Below are 22,903 nucleotides of genomic sequence, written 5' to 3'. Positions count from 1 at the left end.
AGCAGTCAGAGCCGCATCGGCGCGTATTGAGTGTCGGGGGAAACGATCAGATGTTCTGGCTTGATATCAGTAAATCTTCAGGACTGATCGGGTTCTGCGGGTCGCCGCCGAGGCTCCATTGCTTTTTCGCCGAGCGATAAATCACCTTGGCGTCTTTTCCCTTGGCGCTGACGTGGGTGACATGCACGGTGGCCGCCAGTTCGCTGCGCAGTCGATGCGCGTCGAGATCTGCCACCAGTGCGGCAACGCTGGCATAGCCGCGAGCGTCGATGACATACAGCTGGATGACTGCGAAAAGCAGTGACACTTCGTAAATATTGCCCGCAGACGTCACGACGCTGACTGATTCGACGGGCGAATCGTCGTCGACCGTCGGCAGCTCGAGCACGGCGCTGCCGATGCGCAGCCGGTTGGCGTCAAGCTGTATGTCGTCGCGCGCAATCGTTTCCGTCATGGCGCCGGTGAACAGGTTCCAGATCGACGCGTTGGCGGTTTTGGCGGCAGCCCCAGGCGTGGAAAGGCGCACGATCGAGTTACTGGACAGGTGTACGTCGTAAGTCGAACTTTGCCCTTCGAGCACATAAATCCCGGTGTGCGGCCCTGCCGGAATCGTCACTTTGCTGGGTTGCGCAGGCAATGCCAGTTTTGCTCCGGACACCGGTCGGGTGAACAGATAGTCACCGGTACGTCGCTTGAGGCAGCTGCGGGTGCTCTGGCTGCGCGGGCCGGGGTTTGCGGCATCGTGCCGGTAATCCAGATCCGGCACTTGCAGGCGGTACGAAACCTTGTCCTGCATGATCAGGACGATGTCCTGGGCAAGCTGCGGCGTGGTGACTTTCAAGCTGTTTCTGCCGCTGTAACCGGTGGCCGCGGCGATCGGCTGAATGACCCCTGTGAAGCTCACGACTTTACCCGGCAAGTGCAGTGACAGGCTGATGTCTTTGTAGATCAGGTGGGTATTGCCGGAAACGCCCTTGCGCACTTCGACGTCATAGCTGACGACCACGTCGCTGATTTCTTCATTGCTGAAGTCGAGGTGAATCGAACGAGAAGTGCGTGCGGCATGTGGCTTGGCCAGAAACCCGACAGTGCCAGGCAGGCGCGAAACAAAATGCCGTTTGCGTCCCATGTCATTGATTTCCACCGTGCCGGCATTGACGATTTCCGGCGCAGGGCTCGGTTTGCCGATGACACTCACCGCGATATCGACCCGCTCGATCAGTGCCTTGCCCGGTGTCGTCGGCAGCAGCGCCAGCAGCTCATACTGGTCCCGTGTCTTGAACACCAGTTTGCCGTTTTTCAATTGACGCCGGCCGTCTACCCACTCGTAGACATTTTCAATCGTCAAGACATGCTCCGGCTCGCTGCCGTCATCGCCGCGGCGGGAGCGGACCACCAGTGCGGTGTCGGCGATTTCCCAGCGCTGGATGGCTTCCATCGGCCAGCCAAATTCGATCAGGCTGGTGTGTTCGCCGTCTTCGACAATCGTGGTTCGCGCGCAGGTGTCGGCGATGTAGTATCGGTCCTTGCCGCTGCCGCCATCCACTGTGCAATCGAAACCGCCGACGGCAATGGTGTCGTCGCCGGCCCCGGCATGGACCCGGTCATTACCGTTGGCCGCGATCCGGTTGGCTTCGTCGCTGCCAGTGACGCGACTGGTGCCCTTGCGCAACGTCGAGACGTTTTCGATCGACGTCAGTTGCGCCACGTGAACAGCATCGACCTGCGGATCAAGACCGCGCAGGCTGACCTTGCCGCTTTGCAGATCGATGTCGTGGCCGATATGGCGCGTGTCGTCCCGTGGGCGACTGCCTTCGAACGCCAGGGTGTCCGAGCCGGCGCCGCCATCCAGTACGTTGAGATGCGCCGGTTTGCTTGCTCGGTTGAGTTCGGCTTCGCTGACGTCCTGATAGAACGCGTCGCTTTTGCTGCCGCCCGTCAGGGCTTTGTGATCGTCGCGCCAGGTGAAGAGATTGGCCTGGTCCGCCACGCCGATCACCCGGTCATTGCCATCGCCAAGGCGCCAGAACACACCCTTGTCCTCACCGCCGGTGCCGGAGACCTTGCCCTTGAGATCGGCGGGCAGGCCTTTGCTGGCGTCAATCACGTCGTCGCCTTCCACGACCGCCGCGTAGTTATCGAGTTTGAACGGTTTCTCACCCGCAGCTTCATCCCATTGGTAGCGCCAGATTTCCACAGGTTTGAGTTCTACGCGGAAGGCGCCGTTGATGATGTGTTCGAGAGAGTGTTTGTACGCGCCGTCGAGCATCTGGCGGGCAGACATCTGCAATTGGGCCTCATGGTCGCGATAACCCTTGGACTGCTTGAAGCGGTCCATGACGTCCTTGTCCATCTCCTGGCCGGTGAAGGCGAACCAGCCCGAGCGCAGACGTTCGTGGAACGTCAGTTCGATATAGTCGTCGATGTCATCGACCGCGCGTGCGGCGTGGTAGATCATCGAACCGGCGATCAGCAATCCGGCGGCAGCCAGGCCGAGCGGACCGGCGACACTGCCGAAACCGGCCAGCGCCGCCGCGCCAAGCGCCAGGCTGATGCCCGCGCCAGCAACGCTGAAGCCGGCATTGACGTAATGGTCCTGGGCTTCCTTGCCACTGGTGACCGCGGCGGCGTTGAACGACTTCACCGCATCGGCAATGTCGAACGGCAAGGTGATGACGCTGGCAAACATGCCGGCGCCGCGACCCAGGTATTTGCCGAACGAGGTGCGCGGAAAATAGCGGAACACCTTGCCTCCCTGAGTGAGCATGGCCTGGCCACCCTTGCTGAAGCCCTGCTCGAGAATCAGCGAGCCCAGTTCGGCGGCAATCGAGCCACCCTGAAACCAGGCTTCTCCCGTCTCGCCGTGTTTGATCGCATCGAGCATTGCCCGATAGCCGCTGTAGATACCGAATGCCTGCATGCCCACACCGGCGCCGCTCAGCAGATAACTTTTGCCCCTGTTGACCCAGCCGGGGGAGTTTTCCAGGGCGTCGATCGGTTGCACTTCAAGCTTCTGCGCAGCCTCGCAGAAATGATTGAGACGTCCCATCAAACTGCGTGGCTTGATGTCGCCAGCGCTGACAAACAGCTGTCCGGCATTGGACGAGCGCTGGCTGGAAATTTCAAAAAACAGCAGGCCGGGGCCGTCAATGTCGGCGGCATCAATGGCTTTCAAGCGTGCCTGGGCCTTGTCGGCATCGAAGTTGAGCCCGTCGAGAAAGGCCTGATCCGCGTGCTGCATACCGGCGTTCGCCGGGCTGATGTGCTGGCCGTGCACGGTGGCCCCGAAAGTCTGAAGTTCGACTCGGGTGGTCGTGACCTCGCCGATGCGCAACGGGCCGAAATGTTCATCAAGGGAGGCCAGCGTGCGCCGGAAAGGGGCTTTCGGGTCCGTCGGGCTGGCACTGTTCGACGGCTCGATGTGAGTCGGCTGCCGTCCATAGGGATTGGCCGAGGCAGCGATCTGCTGCATGCCGATTGCGCGGGCCTCAAGAGCTGCGACGCTTGGTGTGATAAGTGTTGACACGATTAGTCCTTTAATAAGTGGCGTTAGCCGGTATCCGTACCGGTTGTTTTCATCTGCTCAACGTTGTTGAGAACGGCGGTGTGCTCACGGCCAACTGATGTCGTGGGCGAACTCGTTGCTGTTGCCGGAAAGACTGATGATCGGTTGGCCGGCCGCTTCGACCCGGTCGATCAAACGGTCGTATTCGAAGCCATTGGTGTGGCAGGGTACTGATGACAACGGCGGGGGCAGGATCGATATCGGCCCCGGTGTTGGGCATGCGCGCTGGATCGGCGGGATCGTTAAAACCGGGCAGGCGCCATGTTGCAGGCAGTCCGGGGGTGAGCGCAGGCGTAAAGGACGGCGGCTCGGGTGGACGGTTGGCGAATGTTGGTTTGCGCGGTATTTTCGGACTCATGAATGACTCTTATCAATAGATAAACAAAACACCCGCTGTTTCAGTCAGCGTGTGTTTTGAGTATCGAAAGTTATTGAATTGAAGAGCCAATCTAATGGTTTTTGCACAGCGTGGAATTGTTTATCGCGCTGTTGGCGAAGTGATTGTGTAACCCGGTTTTTTATTCAGTATGGAAGTGCGAAAGTTGATATTCGCTTGCGTGAAAACTTACTCGCAACAGGAATTTATGAATCAGTTGGTAGCGCTGCTCTCGTCGGAAATTTCCGAAAAGAACAGCGCGAGAAAATAACGCTTGTGCACTTTCAATCAATAAGCGTAACGCAGCAGCGTATGCGGAAGATGGCGCAGTACGAAGAATCCGAACAAGGCAATCATCGATGGCAGGATCAGCCACCAGATCTTGAACGGCACTGGGTTGAGGGAAGTCTGACGCTGGCTCAGCCATAGCATTGCGGCGCAAACGCAACTGGCGAGCATGGCGCCGGCAAGAATGTCGGTCGGCCAGTGCGCCCCCAGATAGACCCGCGACAAGGCGATAGAGAGCGCCGGGATGCAAGCGATCAGCAGCCAGGTCAGGCGCATGCGTGGCGGCTGGCCGCGACCGGCCAGCACGCCCAGTGTCAGGAACAAGGCAAACGCGCCAGAAGCATGGCCGCTGGGCATGCTGTAGGTGGTCAATGGATCACTGAGTACTTCGGGGCGCACTCGGGCGAAGAAGTATTTGGTCCCGGTATTGGCCATTGCGGTGATGAGCATGGTCGCACCGGCGAACATCGCCTGACGCCATTGCTTGCACAACAGCAACAGCACGACCAGCAGGGCGCTGAACAGCAGCATGTTGCGGAATTCGCCGATCAGCGTCAGCGTCACGGCAATTTCGTCGAGCGCTGGCTGGCGATGTTCCTGCACCAGCGTCATCACTCCGTTGTCGAGCGCCGTCAGGTACGGGTAGCCGATGAACAGGCCGATCAGGATCAACAGGCTCATGCCGCCGATCCAGATCGTCGCGCGACGATGGCGACGCACGCTGCTGTTGACGCTCAGGCCGACCATCACCGCGATGCTGGCGGCGACAATTCCAGCCTCGAGCCAGAAACCTTCAGGCAACGGCAGGCGGAACGCCGCGCCGGTGGCCCAACCCGGGAGCAGATAGGCGAGGCTCCAGCCAGCCGCAGCGAGCAGGCTAACGGCGATAAAGCGCGGGAACGGCATGTCGCACATGCCCGCCACCATCGGCAGCATGGGACGTAGCGGGCCGATAAAGCGACCGACCAGCAGGCTGGCGATGCCGTAACGCTGGAAATACGATTCGGCCCCTGCCATCCACTCCGGATGACTGCGCAGCCCCGGCAAGCGACGGATGTTCTGATGGAAATGCCGGCCGAGAAAATACGAAATCAGATCGCCGAGAATGCCGCCGAGAAAGCCCAGCAAAAGGGTTTCGCTCAACGACAGCGCGCCGCTGCCAGCCAGCACCGCAACCGCGAACAGCAGCACGGTGCCCGGTACGATCAGACCGGCGATCGCCAGGCATTCCACCAGCGCCACAACGAACACCGCAGCCGCCAGCCACTGTGGATTGGCCGCCAGCCAACCGGTCACGCTATCGAGCCATGGGCCCATACAGAAAAACTCCATCAAAACTGCAATTGATATTCAGGGATTACCGGCCACCTGTGAGAGCGCGCCTGCTCGCGAATGCAGTGTGTCAGACGATTGAATTCGTCCGGTAGACCTCTTCGCGAGCAGGCGCGCTCCCACAGGTGGATATCATTTAATCGCGCAATCGACGCTGGACCCAGGCAGCAGAAAATAATCCCGGCCTTCGACCTGGCCCCGGCGCAACGGGTTCCGCGTGCACCATTGTGCGTAGGCTGCATCGACGAAACGGTACATCAGGTGCTCGTCCCGTCCGAGCGGAATGCCCAGGCGAGTCGTTTGAATAATGTGGGAGGGCGCGGGGCCGGTGTCTTCCACCAATAACAGTTCATGATCGAAACGCTTGGCGTCCCACATCGGTACTTTCAGCCCGAGTGCCTTGCACAGCAATGTCTGGCCGGCGCAGAGTTTGTGCGCAGGGCGCGCGCGACCCTGAGCGTCGGGGTTGTTCAGGAGCATTTGCGCCATGCTCGCCGGACCGCTGATTTCATCGATCCACGGATAGGCCGATTTGATCAGCACGGCATTGCCCGGACCCTGCGCGCTGAAGTTCAGCGAATCGCCGCCACGGGCGTAGTACATATAGATGTGCCCGCCATCCAGAAACAAAGCCTTACGCTTTTCCGTGTAACCGAGTGAGGCATGGCTGCCTTTTTCAGCGCAGTAATAGGCTTCGGTTTCGATGATCCGCGCGCTCAGCCACAGATCGCCGACGCGATGACGGATGACTTTGCCGAGCAGATCCTGCGCCAGTACCTGGGCGTCACGCTCGAAAAAACTGTCCGGCAGGCCCACGGGCAGGCGCGTGGGCTGAGAGTGTTGGGGCTCGTTGGTCATGATGGGCAAGGTTGATCCAGGCTCAAGAGGCCGTGATGATAACAACGCCGAGCTTAATTACGTCTGAACGACGGCCATTCCCAGCTCATTTTGACCATCCGCCCGTCACCGCTGTTAGTCGGGGGGCGTGACAGCTATAATCTGCCGCTTTCCTCTTTGCCAAGACCCCAGCAGACCATGACTGAGTCCGTTCTTGACTACATGACCCGATTGGGTCGCGCCGCCCGCAGCGCTTCCCGGGTCATCGGCCGTGCCAGCACCGCGCAGAAAAACCGCGCCCTGCAGGCGACCGCCAATGCTCTGGACGCCGCGCGTGCCGAGCTGGCGGCAGCCAATGAACAGGATTTGGCCGCCGGCCGCGCCAATGGCCTGGAGCCTGCGTTGCTGGAACGTCTGGAACTGACCCCGGCACGCATCGACGGCATGATTGTCGGTTTGCGCCAGGTCGCTGCGCTGCCGGATCCGGTCGGCGCGATCCGCGACATGAGCTACCGCCCGTCGGGGATTCAGGTCGGCAAGATGCGCGTGCCGCTGGGTGTGATCGGGATCATCTACGAATCCCGGCCTAACGTGACCATCGACGCCGCCAGCCTGTGCCTGAAGTCCGGCAACGCGACGATCCTGCGCGGCGGCTCCGAAGCGATTCATTCCAACCGGGCGATTGCTGCGTGCATTCAACGTGGTCTGGCCGAGGCCGAGCTGCCCGCCGCCGTGGTGCAAGTGGTGGAAACCACCGACCGTGCCGCCGTCGGCGCGATGATCAGCATGCCCGAGTATGTCGATGTGATCGTGCCGCGCGGTGGCCGCGGCCTGATCGAGCGCATCAGCCGTGATGCCCGCGTACCGGTGATCAAGCATCTGGACGGAATCTGCCACGTTTATGTCAGCGAACACGCTGATCTGGGCAAAGCCCAGCGCATTGCGTTCAACGCCAAGACTTATCGTTATGGCATTTGCGGGGCGATGGAAACCTTGCTGGTCGACCAGACCGTTGCGCAGGCTTTCCTGCCGGCAATGGCCGCGCAGTTCCGCGAAAAAGGCGTCGAGCTGCGTGGCTGCGAGCGCACCCGAGCGATCATCGAGGCCGTCGCGGCCACCGAGGACGACTGGAGCAGCGAATATCTGGCGCCGATTCTGTCGATCCGCGTGGTCGACGGGCTGGATCAGGCCATCGAACACATCAATCATTACGGCTCCCACCACACCGACTCGATCGTCAGCGAAAACCTCGCCGACACCCGACGTTTCGTGGCGGAAGTCGACTCGGCCTCGGTGATGATCAACACGCCGACCTGCTTCGCCGATGGGTTTGAATACGGATTGGGTGCCGAGATCGGCATTTCTACTGATAAGCTGCACGCCCGCGGGCCGGTGGGCCTCGAAGGTCTGACCTGCGAGAAGTACATCGTGGTCGGTGATGGCCAGTTGCGCGGCCAGGCGACGGTCTGACTTGACCGACCTCGACCTGACAGCGCCGCACACCGGCAGCGAGTCGTGCCCACGACGCATCGGCGTTTTGGGCGGTACGTTCGACCCGGTGCACATCGGCCATTTGCGCGGCGGGCTGGAAGTCGCCGAGGCGCTGGCGCTCGATGAGCTGCGCATGCTGCCCAGCGCGCGTCCGCCGCATCGCGGTACGCCGCAGGTGTCGGCGCAGGATCGGCTGGCCATGGTCGAGTGTGCGGTGGCCGGTTTGCCGCCGCTGATGGTGGATGCCCGCGAATTGCAGCGGGACAAGCCGTCATGGACCATCGATACCCTGGAGTCGCTGCGTGGCGAAATGCCCGCCGAGACCCAGGTTTTTCTGCTTTTGGGCTGGGACGCATTTTGCGGCCTGCCCACTTGGCACCGCTGGGAAGAGTTGCTCCAGCATTGCCACATCCTGGTGCTACAGCGCCCGGACGCCGACAGCGAACCGCCGGATGCCTTGCGCAACCTGCTGGCAGCGCGTTCGGTGAGCGACCCGCTGGCCCTGAAAGGGCCGAGCGGACAGATTGCATTCGTCTGGCAGACACCGCTCGCGGTTTCCGCCACCCAGATCCGTCAACTGCTGGCCAGCGGTAAGTCGGTACGTTTCCTGGTGCCCGACGCGGTCCTGGCCTACATCGATGCGCACGGTCTGTACCGTGCGTCGAACTGAACAAGGCGTGCTTCACGGATACGAATCACCGTATCGCCAAGCCGCCGAATACATGAGCAAAACGAGTTTTATATGACTGACAAAGATCTACCGAAAGTAAAGCGCAAAGGCACGTTCAAGAGCGCGCCGCTGCCGGAAGTCGCCAGCACCAACGAACCGCTCAAGGGCGATGAACTGGTCAAGCTTGCCGTCGCTGCACTGGAAGACGTCAAGGCCCAGGACATTCAGGTCATCGACGTTCGCGACAAGCAGAGCATCACTGACTACATGATCATCGCCACCGGTACCTCCAACCGCCAGATCAACGCGATGCTCGACAAGGTTCGCGAGGAAGTCAAAAAGCAGGGCGCCAAGCCGCTGGGCGAAGAAGGCAAGGGCGACAGCGACTGGGTACTGCTCGACCTCGACCTGGTCATCGTGCACATGATGACGGCCTCGGCGCGTCAGTTCTACGACCTGGAACGCCTGTGGGCCGGTGCCGAGCAGAGCCGTGCGGCCGACGCCAGGCACCACAGCCCGGAAAACACCCACGAGCATTTCACCAAGCTCAACAAAGACCAGCTGTAAGGGATTGCTGTGCGACTGCGCCTGATCGCCGTCGGTTCACGCATGCCCAAGTGGGTGGAAGAAGGCTGGCATGAATATGCCAAGCGTCTTCCGTCCGAGCTGGCGCTGGAACTGGTGGAAATACCGCTCAATACCCGTGGCAAGAATGCCGACGTGGCCCGATTCATCCGCCAGGAAGGCGAAGCCATGCTGGCCAAGGTCGGGCAGAACGAGCGGATCGTCACGCTGGAAGTCCACGGCAAACCCTGGAGCACCGAGCAACTGGCGGTCGAGCTCGATCGCTGGCGGCTGGACTCGCGCACGGTCAATTTCATGGTCGGTGGTCCCGAGGGGCTGGCGCCGGAAGTCTGCGCCCGTGCCGATCAGCGCTGGTCGTTGTCGCCGCTGACGTTGCCGCATCCGCTGGTGCGCATCCTCATCGGCGAACAGTTGTATCGTGCCTGGACCGTGTTGTCCGGTCACCCTTACCACAAGTAAGCCTGCCCTCATGTCTCAGCCGATCCGCATCAAGGACCACGAAAAGGACGCCCGCCTGGTGCGTAGCCGCGTCGTGTTCGGGGCCATTACGGTCATGTTGCTGATCGTTGTGCTGATTGCGCGGTTGTATTACTTGCAGGTGATCCAGTACGAATATCACTCGACCTTGTCGGAAAACAACCGCGTCCATGTGCAGCCGATTCCGCCCACGCGCGGGCTGATTTTCGATCGCAACGGCGTGGTGGTCGCGGACAACCGCCCAAGCTTCAGCCTGAGCATGACCCGCGAGCGCTCCGGCGACTGGCAGCAAGTGCTCGACGTCATCGTCGAAGTGCTGGAGCTGACGCCCGAGGACCGGGTGATCTTCGAGAAGCGCATGCGGCAGGGGCGCCGACCGTTCGAGCCGGTGCCGATCCTGTTCGAGCTGAGCGAAGAGCAGATTGCCCGCATCGCCGTAAACCAGTTCCGCCTGCCGGGCGTCGAGGTGGTCGCGCAACTGGTCCGTCACTATCCGCAGGGCGCGCATTTTGCGCATTCGGTGGGCTACATGGGGCGGATCAATGAGAAAGAGCTGAAAAGCCTCGATCCGGTCAATTACAGCGGCACCCACCACATCGGCAAAACCGGCATCGAGCGTTTCTACGAGCCGGAGTTGCACGGGCAGGTCGGCTACGAAGAAGTCGAGACCAATGCCCGGGGCCGCGTATTGCGCGTACTCAAGCGCACCGATCCGATTCCTGGCAAGGACATCGTCCTCAGCCTGGACATCAAGTTGCAGGAAGCCGCCGAGGCCGCGCTGGGCGGGCGGCGGGGTGCGGTGGTGGCGCTCGATCCGAAGACCGGTGAAGTGCTGGCGATGGTCAGTCAGCCGAGTTTCGACCCCAACCTGTTCGTCACCGGGATCAGCTTCAAGGCCTACGCCGAGTTGCGCGACTCCATTGACCGGCCGCTGTTCAACCGCGTGCTGCGCGGACTCTACCCGCCGGGCTCGACGATCAAACCGGCGGTGGCGATTGCCGGCCTCGATGCCGGCGTAGTCACGGCTTCAAGTCGGGTGTTCGACCCCGGCTATTACATGCTGCCCAACTACGACCATAAATACCGCAACTGGAACCGCACCGGGGACGGCTTCGTCGACCTCGACACAGCGATCATGCGGTCCAACGACACCTACTTCTATGACCTGGCACACAAGCTCGGCATCGATCGGCTGTCGGCGTACATGAACAAGTTCGGCATTGGCCAGAAGGTCTCGCTGGACATGTTCGAAGAATCCCCCGGCCTGATGCCGTCGCGTGAATGGAAGCGGGCGACACGCAAACAGGCATGGTTCCCCGGCGAAACCCTGATTCTCGGGATCGGCCAGGGCTACATGCAATCGACACCGCTGCAACTGGCCCAGGCCACGGCATTGGTGGCCAACAAAGGCATCTGGAACCGTCCGCACCTGGCCAAGTCCCTTGACGGGGTGAAGCCTGTGGATGACAACCCGATGCCGAACATCGTGCTGCGCGATCCGTCCGACTGGAACAAGGTCAACCACGGCATGCAGCAGGTGATGCACGGCGCCCGCGGCACCGCGCGTAAAGCGGCGATCGGTGCGCAATACCGCATCGCCGGCAAGTCGGGTACCGCCCAGGTCGTGGCGATCAAGCAGGGCGAGAAATACGACCGCTCCAAGGTCCAGGAACGCCATCGCGACCACGCCTTGTTCGTCGGCTTTGCTCCGGCCGAGGATCCGAAAATCGTCGTCTCGGTGATGGTCGAGAACGGTGAATCCGGTTCCGGTGTCGCCGCGCCAGTGGTGCGTCAGGTGATGGACGCCTGGCTGCTCGACAAGGAAGGACATTTGAAGGCCGAGTACGCCAGCCCAATCACTGCGGAGGCCACGGCCCGTGATGAATAACTTCGATCGCATGCTCTCCAGTGAGGATGTGATGCGTCGCCGCGCGACGTTGCTGCAAAGACTGCACATTGATGGCCCGCTGCTGATTCTGCTGCTGATCCTCGCCGCCGGCAGCCTGTTCGTGCTGTATTCGGCCAGCGGCAAGAGCTGGGATCTGCTGGGCAAACAGGCGACGTCGTTCGGCATCGGCCTGGTGGCAATGATTGTCATTGCCCAGTTCGAACCGCGGTTCATGGCCCGTTGGGTGCCGCTCGGTTATGTCATTGGCGTGGTGCTGCTGCTGGTGGTGGACATCATGGGCCACAACGCCATGGGCGCCACGCGCTGGATCAACATCCCCGGGGTGATCCGCTTCCAGCCTTCGGAATTCATGAAAATCCTCATGCCGGCGACCATCGCCTGGTACTTGTCCAAGCGCACCTTGCCGCCGCAACTCAAGCATGTCGGTATCAGCCTGATGCTGATCGGCGTGCCGTTCGCGCTGATCGTGCGCCAGCCCGATCTCGGCACTTCGCTGTTGATTCTGGCCGGCGGCGCGTTCGTGCTGTTCATGGGCGGGTTGCGCTGGCGCTGGATCCTCAGCGTGCTGGCGGCGGCGGTGCCGGTGTCGGTGGCGATGTGGTTTTTCGTCATGCATGACTACCAGAAGCAGCGCGTGCTGACCTTTCTCGATCCGGAAAGCGATCCGCTGGGCACCGGCTGGAACATCATCCAGTCGAAAGCCGCGATCGGTTCCGGCGGTGTCTTCGGCAAAGGCTGGTTGCTCGGCACCCAGTCACACCTGGACTTCCTGCCGGAAAGCCACACCGACTTCATCATTGCGGTACTCGGTGAAGAGTTCGGGCTGGTCGGCATTTGCGCGCTGTTGCTGATTTACCTGTTGCTGATCGGCCGCGGGCTGGTGATCACCGCTCAGGCGCAAACCCTGTTCGGCAAATTGCTCGCCGGGGCGTTGACCATGACATTTTTTGTTTACGTTTTCGTCAACATCGGTATGGTCAGTGGCCTGTTGCCGGTCGTGGGGGTGCCGTTGCCGTTCATTAGCTACGGAGGAACTTCGCTGGTGACACTGCTGTCAGCGTTTGGGGTTTTGATGTCGATCCATACCCATCGCAAGTGGATCGCACAGGTTTGAATAAGGTGAACAGTTCAATGCAAGTCATGCGTGGCTGGGCGACTCGATGCGCGCCGCTGGTTGGCCTGATGGGCCTGCTGGGCAGCGTCCAGGAAGCGCTGGCCGGCGAATACGAAGGCTCGCCGCAGGTGGCCGGATTCGTCGGTGAAATGACCCGCGACTACGGTTTCGCCGGTGAGCAATTGATGGCGGTGTTCCGTGAGGCGCAGCGCAAGCAGGCGATTCTCGATGCCATCTCCAGACCCGCCGAGCGGGTCAAGCAGTGGAACGAGTACCGCCCGATGTTCATCACCGACGCGCGCATTGCCCGCGGTGTCGACTTCTGGCGTCAGCACGAGGCAACCCTGGCGCGTGCCGAGCAGGAATACGGCGTACCGGCACAGGTCATCGTGTCAATCATCGGCGTTGAAACCTTTTTCGGGCGTAATACCGGTAATTACCGGGTGATCGATGCGTTGTCGACGCTCGGTTTCGACTATCCTCCCCGTGCCGAATTTTTCCGCAAGGAATTGCGCGAGTTCTTGCTGCTGGCGCGTGAAGAGCAGGTCGATCCATTGACCCTCAAAGGCTCCTATGCCGGGGCCATGGGCCTGCCGCAATTCATGCCGAGCAGCTTTCGCGCCTATGCGGTGGATTTCGACGGTGACGGCCACATCAATATCTGGAACAACCCGGACGATGCGATCGGCAGCGTTGCCAGCTATTTCAAGCGTCACGGCTGGGTCTCCGGCGAGCCGGTGGTCAGCCGCGCCGATGTTGGCGGCGAGCACGTCGAAGAAGGCCTGACCAGCGGTATCGAGCCGACGAAAACGGTCGCAGAGTTGCGGGCGCTGGGCTGGTCAAGTCATGATGCGCTGCGCGATGATATGCCGGTTACCGCATTTCGCCTCGAAGGCGACAACGGCCCGGAATACTGGATGGGCCTGAAGAATTTCTACGCAATCACGCGTTATAACCGCAGCGTGATGTACGCCATGGCCGTACATCAACTGTCTGAACAGCTGGTACAAGCACGGGGCGTCAAGTAATGCAGGCATTGCCTAATCATAAACCCCTGAAGCTGGTGGCTTTCGCTGCGTTGGCAGTCCTGGTTGCCAGTTGCACGACCAGCCGCACCCCGACGCAGAAAACGCCGTCCACTGCTGTCCGCGCCCAACCGGGCCTGGACATCAACCGCGCGCACAAAGATGGCGCGCCGTGGTGGGACGTCGATGTCTCGCGCATCCCGGATGCGACGCCGACCCTGCACACTGGCCCGTACAAGGCCAACCCGTACACCGTGCTGGGCAAAACCTATTTTCCGCTGCAGGAATCCAAGACCTATGTCGCTTCCGGCACGGCGTCCTGGTACGGCACCAAGTTTCACGGGCAGAACACCGCAAACGGCGAGGTCTATGACCTGTACGGCATGAGTGCCGCACACAAGACCTTACCGCTGCCCAGTTACGTTCGGGTGACCAATCTGGACAACAACAAGACCGTGATCCTGCGCGTCAACGACCGCGGGCCGTTCTATTCCGATCGCATCATCGATCTGTCCTACGCAGCGGCGAAGAAACTCGGTTACGCCGAAACCGGCACCGCGCGGGTCAAGGTCGAAGGCATCGATCCGCAGCAATGGTGGGCCGCCAAGGGCCGTCCGGCGCCGCTGATGCTCAACGAGCCGCAAGTGGCGCAGACCAGCGCTCCGGTGATCACGGCTTCGGCCGGCACCGTCGAGCAATGGACCCCGCCGCCGCAGCAGCACGCCGCGGCCGTAGTGCCGGTGCAGATCGACGCAAAAAAAAACGCTTCTGCAACAGCGTCTGGCCAGTATCTGCAGGTGGGCGCGTTCGCCAACCCGGACGCTGCCGAACTGCTGAGGTCGAAGCTCAGCGGGATGGTGAGCGCTCCGGTGTTCATCAGCTCGATCGTGCGCAATCAGCAGACCCTGCACCGGGTACGCCTGGGGCCGATCGGCTCGCCGGGTGAAATCGCCCAGGTGCAGAACAGCGTGCGCCTGGCCAACCTGGGTTCGCCCAGCGTGGTCACCGAGTAAAACGTAGACCTTGATTGACGGTTCACTTGCGGTATAGGGGGGTGAACCAGGTTGTTGGCTCGTCGAAGAACAAAAGCCCGGCAAGGGTGACTGGAGTGAACGACTGAACACGCGATGGCCCGTTAGAAGGCTGTCTGAACAAGTTTTGCCTTCGGGCAAGTTTCCATTAGCGATTTCGAGAGACGGATGAACATCACCACCTTTGCCAAACGCCTGTGTCTGCTAGTCCCGCTGCTCCTCTCGCCAGCCGCTTTCGCGGCCGAGATGATGCCGTCGCCACCGCAACTGGCCGCCAAGGCCTACGTTCTGATGGATGCCAGCAGCGGCAACGTGCTGGTCGAGAACAATGGCGACCAGCGTCTGCCACCGGCCAGCCTGACCAAGCTGATGACCGCGTACATCGCGACCCTGGAAATCCGTCGCGGCCAGATCGGTGAAAACGATCCGGTGACCGTCAGCGAAAACGCCTGGCGCACCGGCGGTTCGCGGATGTTCATCAAAGTCGGCTCGCAGGTGACCGTCAGCGACCTTCTGCACGGCATCATCATCCAGTCCGGCAACGACGCCAGCGTCGCGCTGGCCGAGCACATCGCCGGTAGCGAAGATGCCTTCGCCGACCTGATGAACAAGACGGTTACCGAACTGGGCATGACCAATACCCACTTCATGAACCCGACCGGTCTGCCGAACCCTGAGCACTACTCCTCGGCGCACGACATGGCGACGCTGGCTCGCGCGATCATTCACGAAGACCCGGCTCACTACGCGATCTACTCGCAGAAAGAGTTCTTCTGGAACGGCATCAAGCAGCCTAACCGCAACCTGCTGCTGTGGCGCGACAAGACCGTCGACGGTCTGAAAACCGGTCATACCGACGAAGCCGGCTACTGCATGGTGTCTTCGGCTGTGCGTGATGGTCAGCGTCTGATCGCCGTGGTGTTCGGCACCAACAGCGAAGTGGCCCGTGCCGCTGAAACCCAGAAGCTGCTGACTTACGGTTTCCGCTTCTTCGAAACCCAGACCTTCTATCAGAAGGGCACCGAACTGGCTCAAGCGCCGGTGTGGAAAGGCACCACCAATCAGGTCAAGGCCGGCCTGGCGCAAGACCTGACCATGACCTTGCCAAAAGGCCAGCTGAAAAAGCTCGCTGCCAGCATGACCATGAACCCGCAACTGACCGCGCCTATCGCCAAGGGCGACGTGATCGGTAAAGTCGAAGTCAAACTGGAAGACAAGGTCGTGCACAGCGCCGACCTGATCGCTCTGGATGGCGTCGAAGAGGGTGGTATCTTCCGCCGCATGTGGGATAGCATCCGCCTATTCTTCTACGGCTTGTTCAACTGATTTTGTGTTGACCTGCATGGCCCCGCCCCGATCCGGAGCGGGGCCATGTGCGTTACCACGGCTTGTGCTATAGAGGCCGTTACGCCATGACCGATACCGAAGTAAAGGCGCCAAAGATCGAATTCCCTGTTACGGATTATCCCGTCAAGGTGATCAGCGATACGGGCGTCGGTCGCAAAGACCAGATCATTGAGATCGTCAAGAAACACGCGACCATCAACGATGAGCGCATCGACGAGCGTCAAAGCAGCACTGGCAAGTACACCACTATCCAGCTGCACATTGTCGCCACCGATCAGGATCAGCTGTACAACATCAACAGCGAACTGCGGGCGACCGGCTTCGTGCACATGGTCTTGTGATGCCCGGCACGCTGGGCTTTCGCGAACTCGGCCGGATGGCTTACGAGCCGGTCTGGCATGCCATGCAGCGCTTCACCAACGAACGCGGCAGCGCTGCCGCCGACGAAATCTGGCTCGTCGAGCACCCGCCAGTGTTCACGCAGGGCCAGGCCGGCAAGGCCGAGCACTTGCTGCTGCCGGGAGATATCCCGGTGGTGCAGGTCGATCGCGGCGGGCAAGTGACTTATCATGGTCCCGGCCAACTGGTGGCCTACCTGCTGCTGGACGTACGCAAGCTGGGTTTCGGCGTACGTGATCTGGTCACGCGCATGGAACAGTGCCTGATCGAACTGCTGGCCAGCTACGGGGTGACCGCAGCGGCCAAGCCGGATGCTCCCGGCGTTTACGTCGAGGGAGCGAAAATCGCGTCTCTGGGCTTGCGCATTCGCCACGGTTGTTCCTTTCATGGCCTGGCCCTGAATGTGGATATGGACCTGGAACCGTTTCGACGGATTAATCCCTGCGGCTACGCCGGGCTGGCGATGACCCAGCTGAGCGATCACGCAGGATCGATTGAATTTGCCGAGGTAAGTGCCCGGCTGCGTGCGCAGCTCGTCAAACACCTCGACTATGCTGAGCAGACGACCCTCACGGGCGGAATCGACTGATATGACTACTGATGCAGTGCAAACCATGATCCCGACGCTCGACGTGACCGAGCGCCCGGCCCCGCGTCCCAAGGTCGAAGCCGGCGTCAAGCTGCGCGGCGCCGAGAAGGTTGCACGCATCCCGGTGAAGATCATTCCGACCACCGAACTGCCGAAGAAGCCCGACTGGATTCGTGTGCGCATCCCGGTATCGCCGGAAGTCGACCGGATCAAGAGCCTGCTGCGCAAGCACAAGCTGCACAGCGTCTGCGAAGAAGCCTCCTGCCCGAACCTCGGTGAGTGCTTCTCCGGCGGCACCGCCACGTTCATGATCATGGGCGACATCTGCACCCGTCGCTGCCCGTTCTGCGACGTCGGCCACGGTCGTCCGAAGCCACTGGATGTCAACGAGCCGGAAAGCCTGGCCATCGCCATCGCCGATCTCAAGCTCAAGTACGTGGTGATCACCTCGGTTGACCGCGACGACCTGCGTGACGGCGGTGCCCAGCACTTCGCCGACTGCATCCGCGAAATCCGCAAGCTGTCGCCGAACGTGCAACTCGAGACCTTGGTCCCGGACTACCGTGGCCGCATGGACATCGCCCTGGAAATCACCGCTGCCGAGCCGCCGGACGTATTCAACCACAACCTGGAAACCGTACCGCGTCTGTACAAGGCGGCGCGTCCGGGTTCGGATTACCAGTGGTCACTGACCCTGCTGCAGCGCTTCAAGCAGATGATGCCGCACATTCCGACCAAATCCGGTCTGATGCTGGGTCTTGGCGAAACCGACGAAGAAGTCATCGAAGTCATGAAGCGCATGCGCGAACACGACATCGACATGCTGACCCTCGGCCAGTACCTGCAACCGTCGCGCAGCCACTTGCCGGTGCAGCGTTTCGTGCACCCGGACACCTTCGCCTGGTTCGCCGAAGAGGGTTACAGGATGGGCTTCAAAAACGTCGCCTCGGGCCCGCTGGTACGCTCTTCGTACCATGCCGATGAGCAAGCGAAGCTGGTCAAGGCTGAACTGCTGGGTTCCTGACCCGCATCCAATGAAAAATGCCCGCCGAGGTTTAGCCCGGCGGGCATTTTTTTGCCTGAGATCCGTCCTTGCGTCAGGCTTGAAGTCAGTGTTGGCCGCACCCGTCACCCCAGCCCTCTCCCCGAGGAGAGGGAGCCGATTTCCTTGCCCTTCAAAACTTCATTCAACTCGGTCATTGATTTCAATGTGATGTAACGAACACCTCGGTCAGTTACCTCTCCTTCCGGGAGAGGGGTAGGCGGGCGGCGTTCCGATGAGGGGCTTTTGTTTGTGTCTCAAGCTGACTACTGTGTGCATGATTTACTCAGGGAGCCCCAAGGATGACCATTCGACCAACTCACACGCTCTGCCCGCACCGAGCCGTGCCCGCGCTGCCGGCAGAAGGACTCATCGGCGTCATCGCGCCTGCCGGCCCAGGCACGCTGGACACCGAAAAGGCGCTGCAATGGATGCGCGCCCGTGGCTATGGGCTGAAGGTGTTTCCCGGTGTTTACGAGAAGGACGGTTATCTGGCCGGCAGCGATGACGTGCGCCTGCGCGACCTGCACGCGGCATTCGCTGACCCCGAAGTCGATGCGATCATTTGCCTGCGCGGCGGTTACGGCACGCCGCGATTGCTCGACCGGATCGACTACGACTTGCTCAGCCGCCACGCCAAGCCCTTCGTCGGCTACAGCGACATCACCGCGTTGCACCTGGCGATCAGTCGCTATGCCGGTTTCGTGACCTTTCACGGGCCGTTGCTCAACGCCGATCTGCTGGGGGACAAGGAGCCGCCGACCGTCACTTCATTCTTCGCCATGTTGCGCGGGCAGTCGAAGGCGGGAAGTGTGCTCAGCCACCCGGTGGCTTATCCGTTGACCACCGTCGAGCCGGGCATCGCGCATGGGCGTCTGCTGGGCGGCAATCTGGCGATGATCGCCGCAACGCTGGGTACGCCTTATGAAATCGATGTCGAAGGGGTGATCCTGCTGATCGAAGACATTAACGAGCCGTTGTATCGCATCGACCGCTTGCTGACGCAGATGCGTCTGGCAGGCAAGTTGGCGAAATTGCGAGGGGTGTTGGTGGGCGATGTCGCGGGGGTCGATATTCAGGCCCTGAACCGCTTGCTCAAGCAGACCTTCGAGCCGCTGCGGATTCCGGTGCTGTCAGGCTGGCGCAGCGGGCATTGCGACCCGAACCTGACGCTGCCGATGGGCGCGCTGGTGCGCCTGGATGCTGGGAAGCAGGAGCTGATGCTGGAGCAGGATGTGGTGATCAAGGTTTAGAAATCGGTCGCCTGACAGTAAGTCTTCGCGAGCAGGCTCGCACACATTTGGTCAGTGGCGCTCACATAACCAGTGTGGGAGCGAGCTTGCTCGCGAAGGCGACATCAGCCATACAACCTACCCACTACTGGGCGCGCAGGCTTTCCAGCAATTTGTGCGTCGGATAACCATCCGCCGGCCAGCCCAGTGACTGCTGCGCGCTGCGAATCGCCTTGCGTGTGTTGGCGCCGATGATCCCGTCCGCCGTGCCAGCGTCGAAGTTGCGCGCGCTCAACAAGGTCTGCAATTCCATCCGCTCGGTGCGGCTCAGGGGCAGGTCGTCTTTCGGCCAGGTTCCGTTGATCAAGCCGCCACCGTTGAACCGCTCGGACAGCAGGCTCACCGCCAACGCATACGACGACGAGTTGTTGTACTTGAGGATCGCCCGGAAGTTGTCGAGGATCAGGAACGCCGGCCCGCGATAACCGGCCGGCAGCAGCAAGGCAGCGGACAGTTGCTCAGAGCCGACCGGCACTTGCGCACCGTTCGGCAGGTTCACGCCCAACTGACGCCATTCGGCGACGCTTTTGCGAATCGCACCGTCAGCCAGGGTGTAATCGAAGGCGCTCGGCAATTGCACTTCGAAGCCCCACGGTTGGCCACGCTGCCAGCCCGAACTCTGCAAATAATGCGCAGTCGAGGCCAGCGCATCGGCGGGGCTGCCCCAGATGTCGCGACGGCCATCGCCGTCAAAATCCACGGCGTGGGTGTTGTAGGTGGTCGGAATGAATTGGGTCTGGCCCATGGCGCCGGCCCAGGAGCCCAGCATTTTCTCCGGAGTGATATCGCCCTGTTGCAGGATCTGTAGCGCGGCAATCAGTTGCGCGTGGGCAAAGCCCGGGCGGCGTCCTTCGTAGGCAAGGGTAGCCAGCGAGTTGATCACCGACTTGCTGCCCTGGAACTGGCCGAAGTTGCTTTCCATGCCCCACACCGACACCAGCGCTTGGCGATCAACGCCATAGCGTTGTTCGATGTCGCGCAGGGTGTCGGCGTATTGATTGACCAGCGTCTGGCCTTTGCGCACGCGCAGCGGTGACAGTGCGCCGTCGAGGTATTCCCATACCGGACGGGAAAACTCCGGTTGACTGCGATCAGCGCGAATCACGCTGGCGTCGAAACTGACATCGGCAAACGCACGATCAAACAGCTCAGGGCGAATCCCGGCGGCCAGGGCATCCTTGCGGAAACCCGCCTGCCATTCGGCAAAGGTTTGGGTGGGTTGCAGATCGAGAGGGTCGGCGGACGGCACTACCGGCGGGATGATCGCTGGGGCCGTGGCGACAGGTGCGGCTTGCAGGGGTTGCGCATCAGCGGCGGTGGGTTTTTCCGCACAGGCGACAAGCAGAATGAAGCTGGAGGCAGCGATCAATTGGCGAACAGGCCAACGATTGGAAAGACTGAAGGGCATGCACGGTTCCAGGGAATACGAATCAGGTGCAGACCTTAACATGACCGAGGGGTGCTGCGCTTCAGGCAGCCAGAAAGTAAGAAGCCTCCCAGCTGTCAGACTGGAAGGCTTCGCGGCGGTAGCTGCCTTTGCCCTTGGAAGGTCGTTCCTGACGACTGCGGAACAAGGGCTGGGCGACGATGGATTTGGCCTTGTTGGGGCCATGCTTTGCTGGCTTTTTGCTCATGAGGATCTCTCGGTGAGGTGGGTTTTGCGGGGGAAATAATCTGCCGATGTTGTGTGTCTGTCCAGTACCGGCTGTAGGCAAACGTGAAAGCGCTTTCGCGAGCAGGCTCGCTCCCGCAGTGGACCCTGAGAGGGCGCGGTCAAATGTGGGAGCGAGCCTGCTCGCGAATGGGGGCTATGCGGTTGAAGGCCTTACTCGGCAGGCAATGACAGCCGCTGCCCTGCCATCAACAGCGCCAGACGACTCAGGCTCATCCACGGCGAACCCGCAGCCTGGCCCTTGATCTGCGCATCGATACGCTGGGCTTCGAGCAGCAATTGCGCCCAGCGTTGCGCCGAGTAGCGTTGCAGGGCTTTGCTGACCAGCGGCTTGCGCTTGTCCCACACCGGCGGTTTCGACTGGCTGAAGCACTTGTCCAGCGGCGTGCCCTGGCTGTATTGCAAGGCAATGTTGGCCAGCAGCCGCAGCTCACGGGCCAGGGCCCAGAGAATCACCGGCGGTTCGACCCCTTCGCCACGCAAGCCTTCAAGCATGCGCAGCGCGTGGGCCGGCTCACCGTTGAGCACGGCGTCGGTCAGGCCGAATACGTCGAAGCGGGCACTGTCCGCCACGGCGGCCTGCACGGTTTCGACGGTGATCTGACCGCCCTCGGCCATCAGCTTGAGCTTTTCGATTTCCTGCGCGGCGGCGAGCAGGTTGCCCTCGACGCGCGCGGCGATCAGTTCGACAGCGTCCTGACTGGCCGACAAGCCGGCCTGGGACAGACGCTGGCGAATCCAGCTCGGCAACTGATTGGCGTCCACCGGCCAGATCTGGATGAACTGGGTCTGCTGGCCTTCAACCAGGGCCTTGCCCCATTTGGTCTTCTGCGCACTGCCGTCAAGCTTGGGCAGGCTGATCAGCAGCACGGTGTCTTCAGCCGGGCGTGAGCAATATTCGATGAGCGCAGCAGCGCCCTTGTCACCGGGCTTGCCCGAAGGCAGGCGCAGTTCCAGCAGGCGCTTTTCGGCAAACAGCGACATGCTCGCGCCGGCCAGCAGCAACGTGCCCCAATCGAAATTGGCGTCGGCGGCGAACACCTGGCGTTCGTCGAAACCTTGCTGGCGCGCAGCACTGCGAATGGCGTCGGCGGCTTCCTGGCACAGCAGCGGGTCATCGCCGCTGATGATATAGACAGGCGCGAGTGCGCCTTGCAGGTGTTTGCCAAGTTGAGCGGGAGCGAGCTTCATAAGAAAAGTCGATCGGGGCGCCTGAGCGCCCCGAACAGCTTACTGCTGCGGTATTTCGAGCGGCGACTGACGCGGGGTTTCCGCTTCAGCCTTTTGTGCCGCTTCCAGCGCATCGGCTTCGGCCTTGGCGCGGTCGTTGGCGGCTTGCTGCAGTTGCTGCAACTGGCCCGGCGTCAATTGCTGCAGACGCAGCATCATGCGTTGCACCAGCTCGCGGCGGGTTTCGCGACGGGCGTCGTTGGCTTCCTGATCGGAACCGACGAGGTTGTTGCCGTCGTGAATGAACACCTTTTGTACTTCCAGCTTGTCGCTCAGCAATTGCAGGTTCTTATCGCCACGGATTTCGTAGCTCAGGATCGTGCTGACCTGATATTCACCGGTCCGGCCTGCGCCGGCATAGCTGAGAATGCGCTGGCTCTCCTGCTCGTCAGCCAGGAACAGCTTGTACGGCGCACCGCTGTAAACCTTGACGCCGCTCGACTCGAGCAACTGACGCAGTTGCGTCACGGTTTCGCCGTAGCTGTTGCGGGCGCTCAGATCGAGTTCCTTGATCGACAGTTCGTTGGTGCCGGTACCGCGCAGCTGGAAGCCACAGGCGCTCAACAGAACGGCGAGGCCCATCACCAGCAGATTGCGTTTGATCATTGTGTTGCTCCCCTTGAAACCAGGTG

The 22,903-nt window shown here is 61.3% G+C and carries 21 protein-coding genes; 13 read left to right on the top strand and 8 right to left on the bottom strand.

Going from position 1 to position 22,903, the window contains the following annotated elements; all coding sequences use genetic code 11:
* Nucleotides 1-46 precede the first annotated feature (46 nt).
* From ACYYKW_RS00955 to ACYYKW_RS00940, 4 genes are all read right to left on the bottom strand, one after another.
* Complete coding sequence (locus ACYYKW_RS00955; RefSeq protein ID WP_464989210.1) at nucleotides 47-3,526, bottom strand: calcium-binding protein; 3,480 nt, start codon at nucleotides 3,524-3,526, stop codon at nucleotides 47-49.
* An 84-nt stretch (nucleotides 3,527-3,610) separates the two neighbouring features.
* Entirely contained in the window at nucleotides 3,611-3,745 is a 135-nt protein-coding gene (locus tag ACYYKW_RS00950; protein WP_269458770.1) for a hypothetical protein, read from the bottom strand.
* Between the two features lie 484 nt (nucleotides 3,746-4,229).
* Entirely contained in the window at nucleotides 4,230-5,546 is a 1,317-nt protein-coding gene (locus ACYYKW_RS00945; RefSeq protein WP_090286628.1) for a bifunctional DedA family/phosphatase PAP2 family protein, read from the bottom strand.
* A 147-nt stretch (nucleotides 5,547-5,693) separates the two neighbouring features.
* Nucleotides 5,694-6,419, bottom strand: a complete 726-nt coding sequence (locus tag ACYYKW_RS00940; protein WP_464989209.1) for a DNA-3-methyladenine glycosylase — start codon at nucleotides 6,417-6,419, stop codon at nucleotides 5,694-5,696.
* Nucleotides 6,420-6,596: 177 nt separating this feature from the next.
* Between ACYYKW_RS00940 and ACYYKW_RS00935 the strand changes: the two genes are divergently transcribed.
* The 13 genes from ACYYKW_RS00935 to ACYYKW_RS00875 all read left to right on the top strand — a co-directional run bounded on the left by ACYYKW_RS00935 (nucleotide 6,597) and on the right by ACYYKW_RS00875 (nucleotide 19,330).
* Nucleotides 6,597-7,868, top strand: coding sequence for a glutamate-5-semialdehyde dehydrogenase (locus tag ACYYKW_RS00935; protein WP_336356081.1), 1,272 nt, complete (start codon nucleotides 6,597-6,599; stop codon nucleotides 7,866-7,868).
* The gene (nadD, locus tag ACYYKW_RS00930; RefSeq protein ID WP_093098008.1) at nucleotides 7,837-8,559 is read left to right on the top strand and encodes a nicotinate-nucleotide adenylyltransferase; all 723 of its coding nucleotides are present in this window, start codon (nucleotides 7,837-7,839) and stop codon (nucleotides 8,557-8,559) included. The genes ACYYKW_RS00935 and nadD overlap by 32 nt, the downstream gene beginning before the upstream one ends.
* Before the next feature lie 72 nt (nucleotides 8,560-8,631).
* Entirely contained in the window at nucleotides 8,632-9,126 is a 495-nt protein-coding gene (gene rsfS, locus ACYYKW_RS00925) for a ribosome silencing factor (protein WP_090286619.1), read from the top strand.
* Nucleotides 9,127-9,135: 9 nt separating this feature from the next.
* Complete coding sequence (gene rlmH / locus ACYYKW_RS00920) at nucleotides 9,136-9,603, top strand: 23S rRNA (pseudouridine(1915)-N(3))-methyltransferase RlmH (protein ID WP_009051038.1); 468 nt, start codon at nucleotides 9,136-9,138, stop codon at nucleotides 9,601-9,603.
* Between the two features lie 10 nt (nucleotides 9,604-9,613).
* Nucleotides 9,614-11,509, top strand: a complete 1,896-nt coding sequence (gene mrdA, locus ACYYKW_RS00915) for a penicillin-binding protein 2 (protein WP_093098011.1) — start codon at nucleotides 9,614-9,616, stop codon at nucleotides 11,507-11,509.
* Nucleotides 11,510-11,540: 31 nt separating this feature from the next.
* A complete protein-coding gene (gene rodA / locus ACYYKW_RS00910) occupies nucleotides 11,541-12,644 on the top strand; it encodes a rod shape-determining protein RodA (RefSeq protein ID WP_167359939.1) in 1,104 nt (367 codons plus the stop codon).
* A 17-nt stretch (nucleotides 12,645-12,661) separates the two neighbouring features.
* A complete protein-coding gene (gene mltB / locus ACYYKW_RS00905) occupies nucleotides 12,662-13,672 on the top strand; it encodes a lytic murein transglycosylase B (RefSeq protein WP_093098014.1) in 1,011 nt (336 codons plus the stop codon).
* Nucleotides 13,672-14,682: a septal ring lytic transglycosylase RlpA family protein gene (locus tag ACYYKW_RS00900; RefSeq protein ID WP_090286611.1), complete on the top strand. Its 1,011-nt coding sequence runs from the start codon at nucleotides 13,672-13,674 to the stop codon at nucleotides 14,680-14,682. Before mltB ends, ACYYKW_RS00900 begins: the two co-directional genes overlap by 1 nt.
* A gap of 186 nt (nucleotides 14,683-14,868) precedes the next feature.
* On the top strand, nucleotides 14,869-16,026 hold the full coding sequence (locus ACYYKW_RS00895) for a D-alanyl-D-alanine carboxypeptidase family protein (RefSeq protein WP_090286609.1): 1,158 nt from the start codon (nucleotides 14,869-14,871) through the stop codon (nucleotides 16,024-16,026).
* Nucleotides 16,027-16,112: 86 nt separating this feature from the next.
* On the top strand, nucleotides 16,113-16,388 hold the full coding sequence (locus ACYYKW_RS00890; protein ID WP_093098020.1) for a DUF493 domain-containing protein: 276 nt from the start codon (nucleotides 16,113-16,115) through the stop codon (nucleotides 16,386-16,388).
* The gene (gene lipB, locus ACYYKW_RS00885; protein ID WP_090286605.1) at nucleotides 16,388-17,035 is read left to right on the top strand and encodes a lipoyl(octanoyl) transferase LipB; all 648 of its coding nucleotides are present in this window, start codon (nucleotides 16,388-16,390) and stop codon (nucleotides 17,033-17,035) included. Before ACYYKW_RS00890 ends, lipB begins: the two co-directional genes overlap by 1 nt.
* Nucleotides 17,036-17,060: 25 nt before the next feature.
* Nucleotides 17,061-18,059, top strand: coding sequence for a lipoyl synthase (gene lipA, locus ACYYKW_RS00880; protein ID WP_172833313.1), 999 nt, complete (start codon nucleotides 17,061-17,063; stop codon nucleotides 18,057-18,059).
* 320 nt (nucleotides 18,060-18,379) lie between these two features.
* Entirely contained in the window at nucleotides 18,380-19,330 is a 951-nt protein-coding gene (locus tag ACYYKW_RS00875) for a S66 peptidase family protein (RefSeq protein WP_464989208.1), read from the top strand.
* Nucleotides 19,331-19,454: 124 nt separating this feature from the next.
* On the opposite strand, the gene ACYYKW_RS00870 is transcribed toward ACYYKW_RS00875, so the two are convergent.
* The 4 genes from ACYYKW_RS00870 to ACYYKW_RS00855 all read right to left on the bottom strand — a co-directional run bounded on the left by ACYYKW_RS00870 (nucleotide 19,455) and on the right by ACYYKW_RS00855 (nucleotide 22,877).
* Nucleotides 19,455-20,777 (bottom strand): lytic murein transglycosylase, encoded by a 1,323-nt coding sequence (locus ACYYKW_RS00870; RefSeq protein WP_093098029.1) that lies wholly within the window; start codon nucleotides 20,775-20,777, stop codon nucleotides 19,455-19,457.
* A gap of 61 nt (nucleotides 20,778-20,838) precedes the next feature.
* Complete coding sequence (gene arfA, locus ACYYKW_RS00865; protein ID WP_090286599.1) at nucleotides 20,839-21,003, bottom strand: alternative ribosome rescue factor ArfA; 165 nt, start codon at nucleotides 21,001-21,003, stop codon at nucleotides 20,839-20,841.
* A gap of 191 nt (nucleotides 21,004-21,194) precedes the next feature.
* On the bottom strand, nucleotides 21,195-22,232 hold the full coding sequence (holA, locus tag ACYYKW_RS00860) for a DNA polymerase III subunit delta (RefSeq protein ID WP_090286597.1): 1,038 nt from the start codon (nucleotides 22,230-22,232) through the stop codon (nucleotides 21,195-21,197).
* 39 nt (nucleotides 22,233-22,271) lie between these two features.
* Complete coding sequence (locus tag ACYYKW_RS00855) at nucleotides 22,272-22,877, bottom strand: LPS-assembly lipoprotein LptE (protein WP_090286595.1); 606 nt, start codon at nucleotides 22,875-22,877, stop codon at nucleotides 22,272-22,274.
* Between the last annotated feature and the right edge of the window lie 26 nt (nucleotides 22,878-22,903).

This window comes from Pseudomonas sp. 15C (assembly GCF_055484735.1).
This window is presented reverse-complemented; position numbering and strand designations above follow the sequence as displayed.

What these genes read in the sequence shown, in the direction of transcription:
- ACYYKW_RS00945 (WP_090286628.1), bottom strand. Translation starts at nt 5,546, where the DNA reads ATGGGCCCATGGCTCGATAGCGTGACCGGTTGGCTGGCGGCCAATCCA.
- ACYYKW_RS00940 (WP_464989209.1), bottom strand. Translation starts at nt 6,419, where the DNA reads ATGACCAACGAGCCCCAACACTCTCAGCCCACGCGCCTGCCCGTGGGC.
- ACYYKW_RS00935 (WP_336356081.1), top strand. Translation starts at nt 6,597, where the DNA reads ATGACTGAGTCCGTTCTTGACTACATGACCCGATTGGGTCGCGCCGCC.
- nadD (WP_093098008.1), top strand. Translation starts at nt 7,837, where the DNA reads ATGGCCAGTTGCGCGGCCAGGCGACGGTCTGACTTGACCGACCTCGAC.
- rsfS (WP_090286619.1), top strand. Translation starts at nt 8,632, where the DNA reads ATGACTGACAAAGATCTACCGAAAGTAAAGCGCAAAGGCACGTTCAAG.
- mrdA (WP_093098011.1), top strand. Translation starts at nt 9,614, where the DNA reads ATGTCTCAGCCGATCCGCATCAAGGACCACGAAAAGGACGCCCGCCTG.
- rodA (WP_167359939.1), top strand. Translation starts at nt 11,541, where the DNA reads ATGCGTCGCCGCGCGACGTTGCTGCAAAGACTGCACATTGATGGCCCG.
- mltB (WP_093098014.1), top strand. Translation starts at nt 12,662, where the DNA reads ATGCAAGTCATGCGTGGCTGGGCGACTCGATGCGCGCCGCTGGTTGGC.
- ACYYKW_RS00900 (WP_090286611.1), top strand. Translation starts at nt 13,672, where the DNA reads ATGCAGGCATTGCCTAATCATAAACCCCTGAAGCTGGTGGCTTTCGCT.
- ACYYKW_RS00895 (WP_090286609.1), top strand. Translation starts at nt 14,869, where the DNA reads ATGAACATCACCACCTTTGCCAAACGCCTGTGTCTGCTAGTCCCGCTG.
- ACYYKW_RS00890 (WP_093098020.1), top strand. Translation starts at nt 16,113, where the DNA reads ATGACCGATACCGAAGTAAAGGCGCCAAAGATCGAATTCCCTGTTACG.
- lipB (WP_090286605.1), top strand. Translation starts at nt 16,388, where the DNA reads ATGCCCGGCACGCTGGGCTTTCGCGAACTCGGCCGGATGGCTTACGAG.
- lipA (WP_172833313.1), top strand. Translation starts at nt 17,061, where the DNA reads ATGATCCCGACGCTCGACGTGACCGAGCGCCCGGCCCCGCGTCCCAAG.
- ACYYKW_RS00875 (WP_464989208.1), top strand. Translation starts at nt 18,380, where the DNA reads ATGACCATTCGACCAACTCACACGCTCTGCCCGCACCGAGCCGTGCCC.
- ACYYKW_RS00870 (WP_093098029.1), bottom strand. Translation starts at nt 20,777, where the DNA reads ATGCCCTTCAGTCTTTCCAATCGTTGGCCTGTTCGCCAATTGATCGCT.
- arfA (WP_090286599.1), bottom strand. Translation starts at nt 21,003, where the DNA reads ATGAGCAAAAAGCCAGCAAAGCATGGCCCCAACAAGGCCAAATCCATC.
- holA (WP_090286597.1), bottom strand. Translation starts at nt 22,232, where the DNA reads ATGAAGCTCGCTCCCGCTCAACTTGGCAAACACCTGCAAGGCGCACTC.
- ACYYKW_RS00855 (WP_090286595.1), bottom strand. Translation starts at nt 22,877, where the DNA reads ATGATCAAACGCAATCTGCTGGTGATGGGCCTCGCCGTTCTGTTGAGC.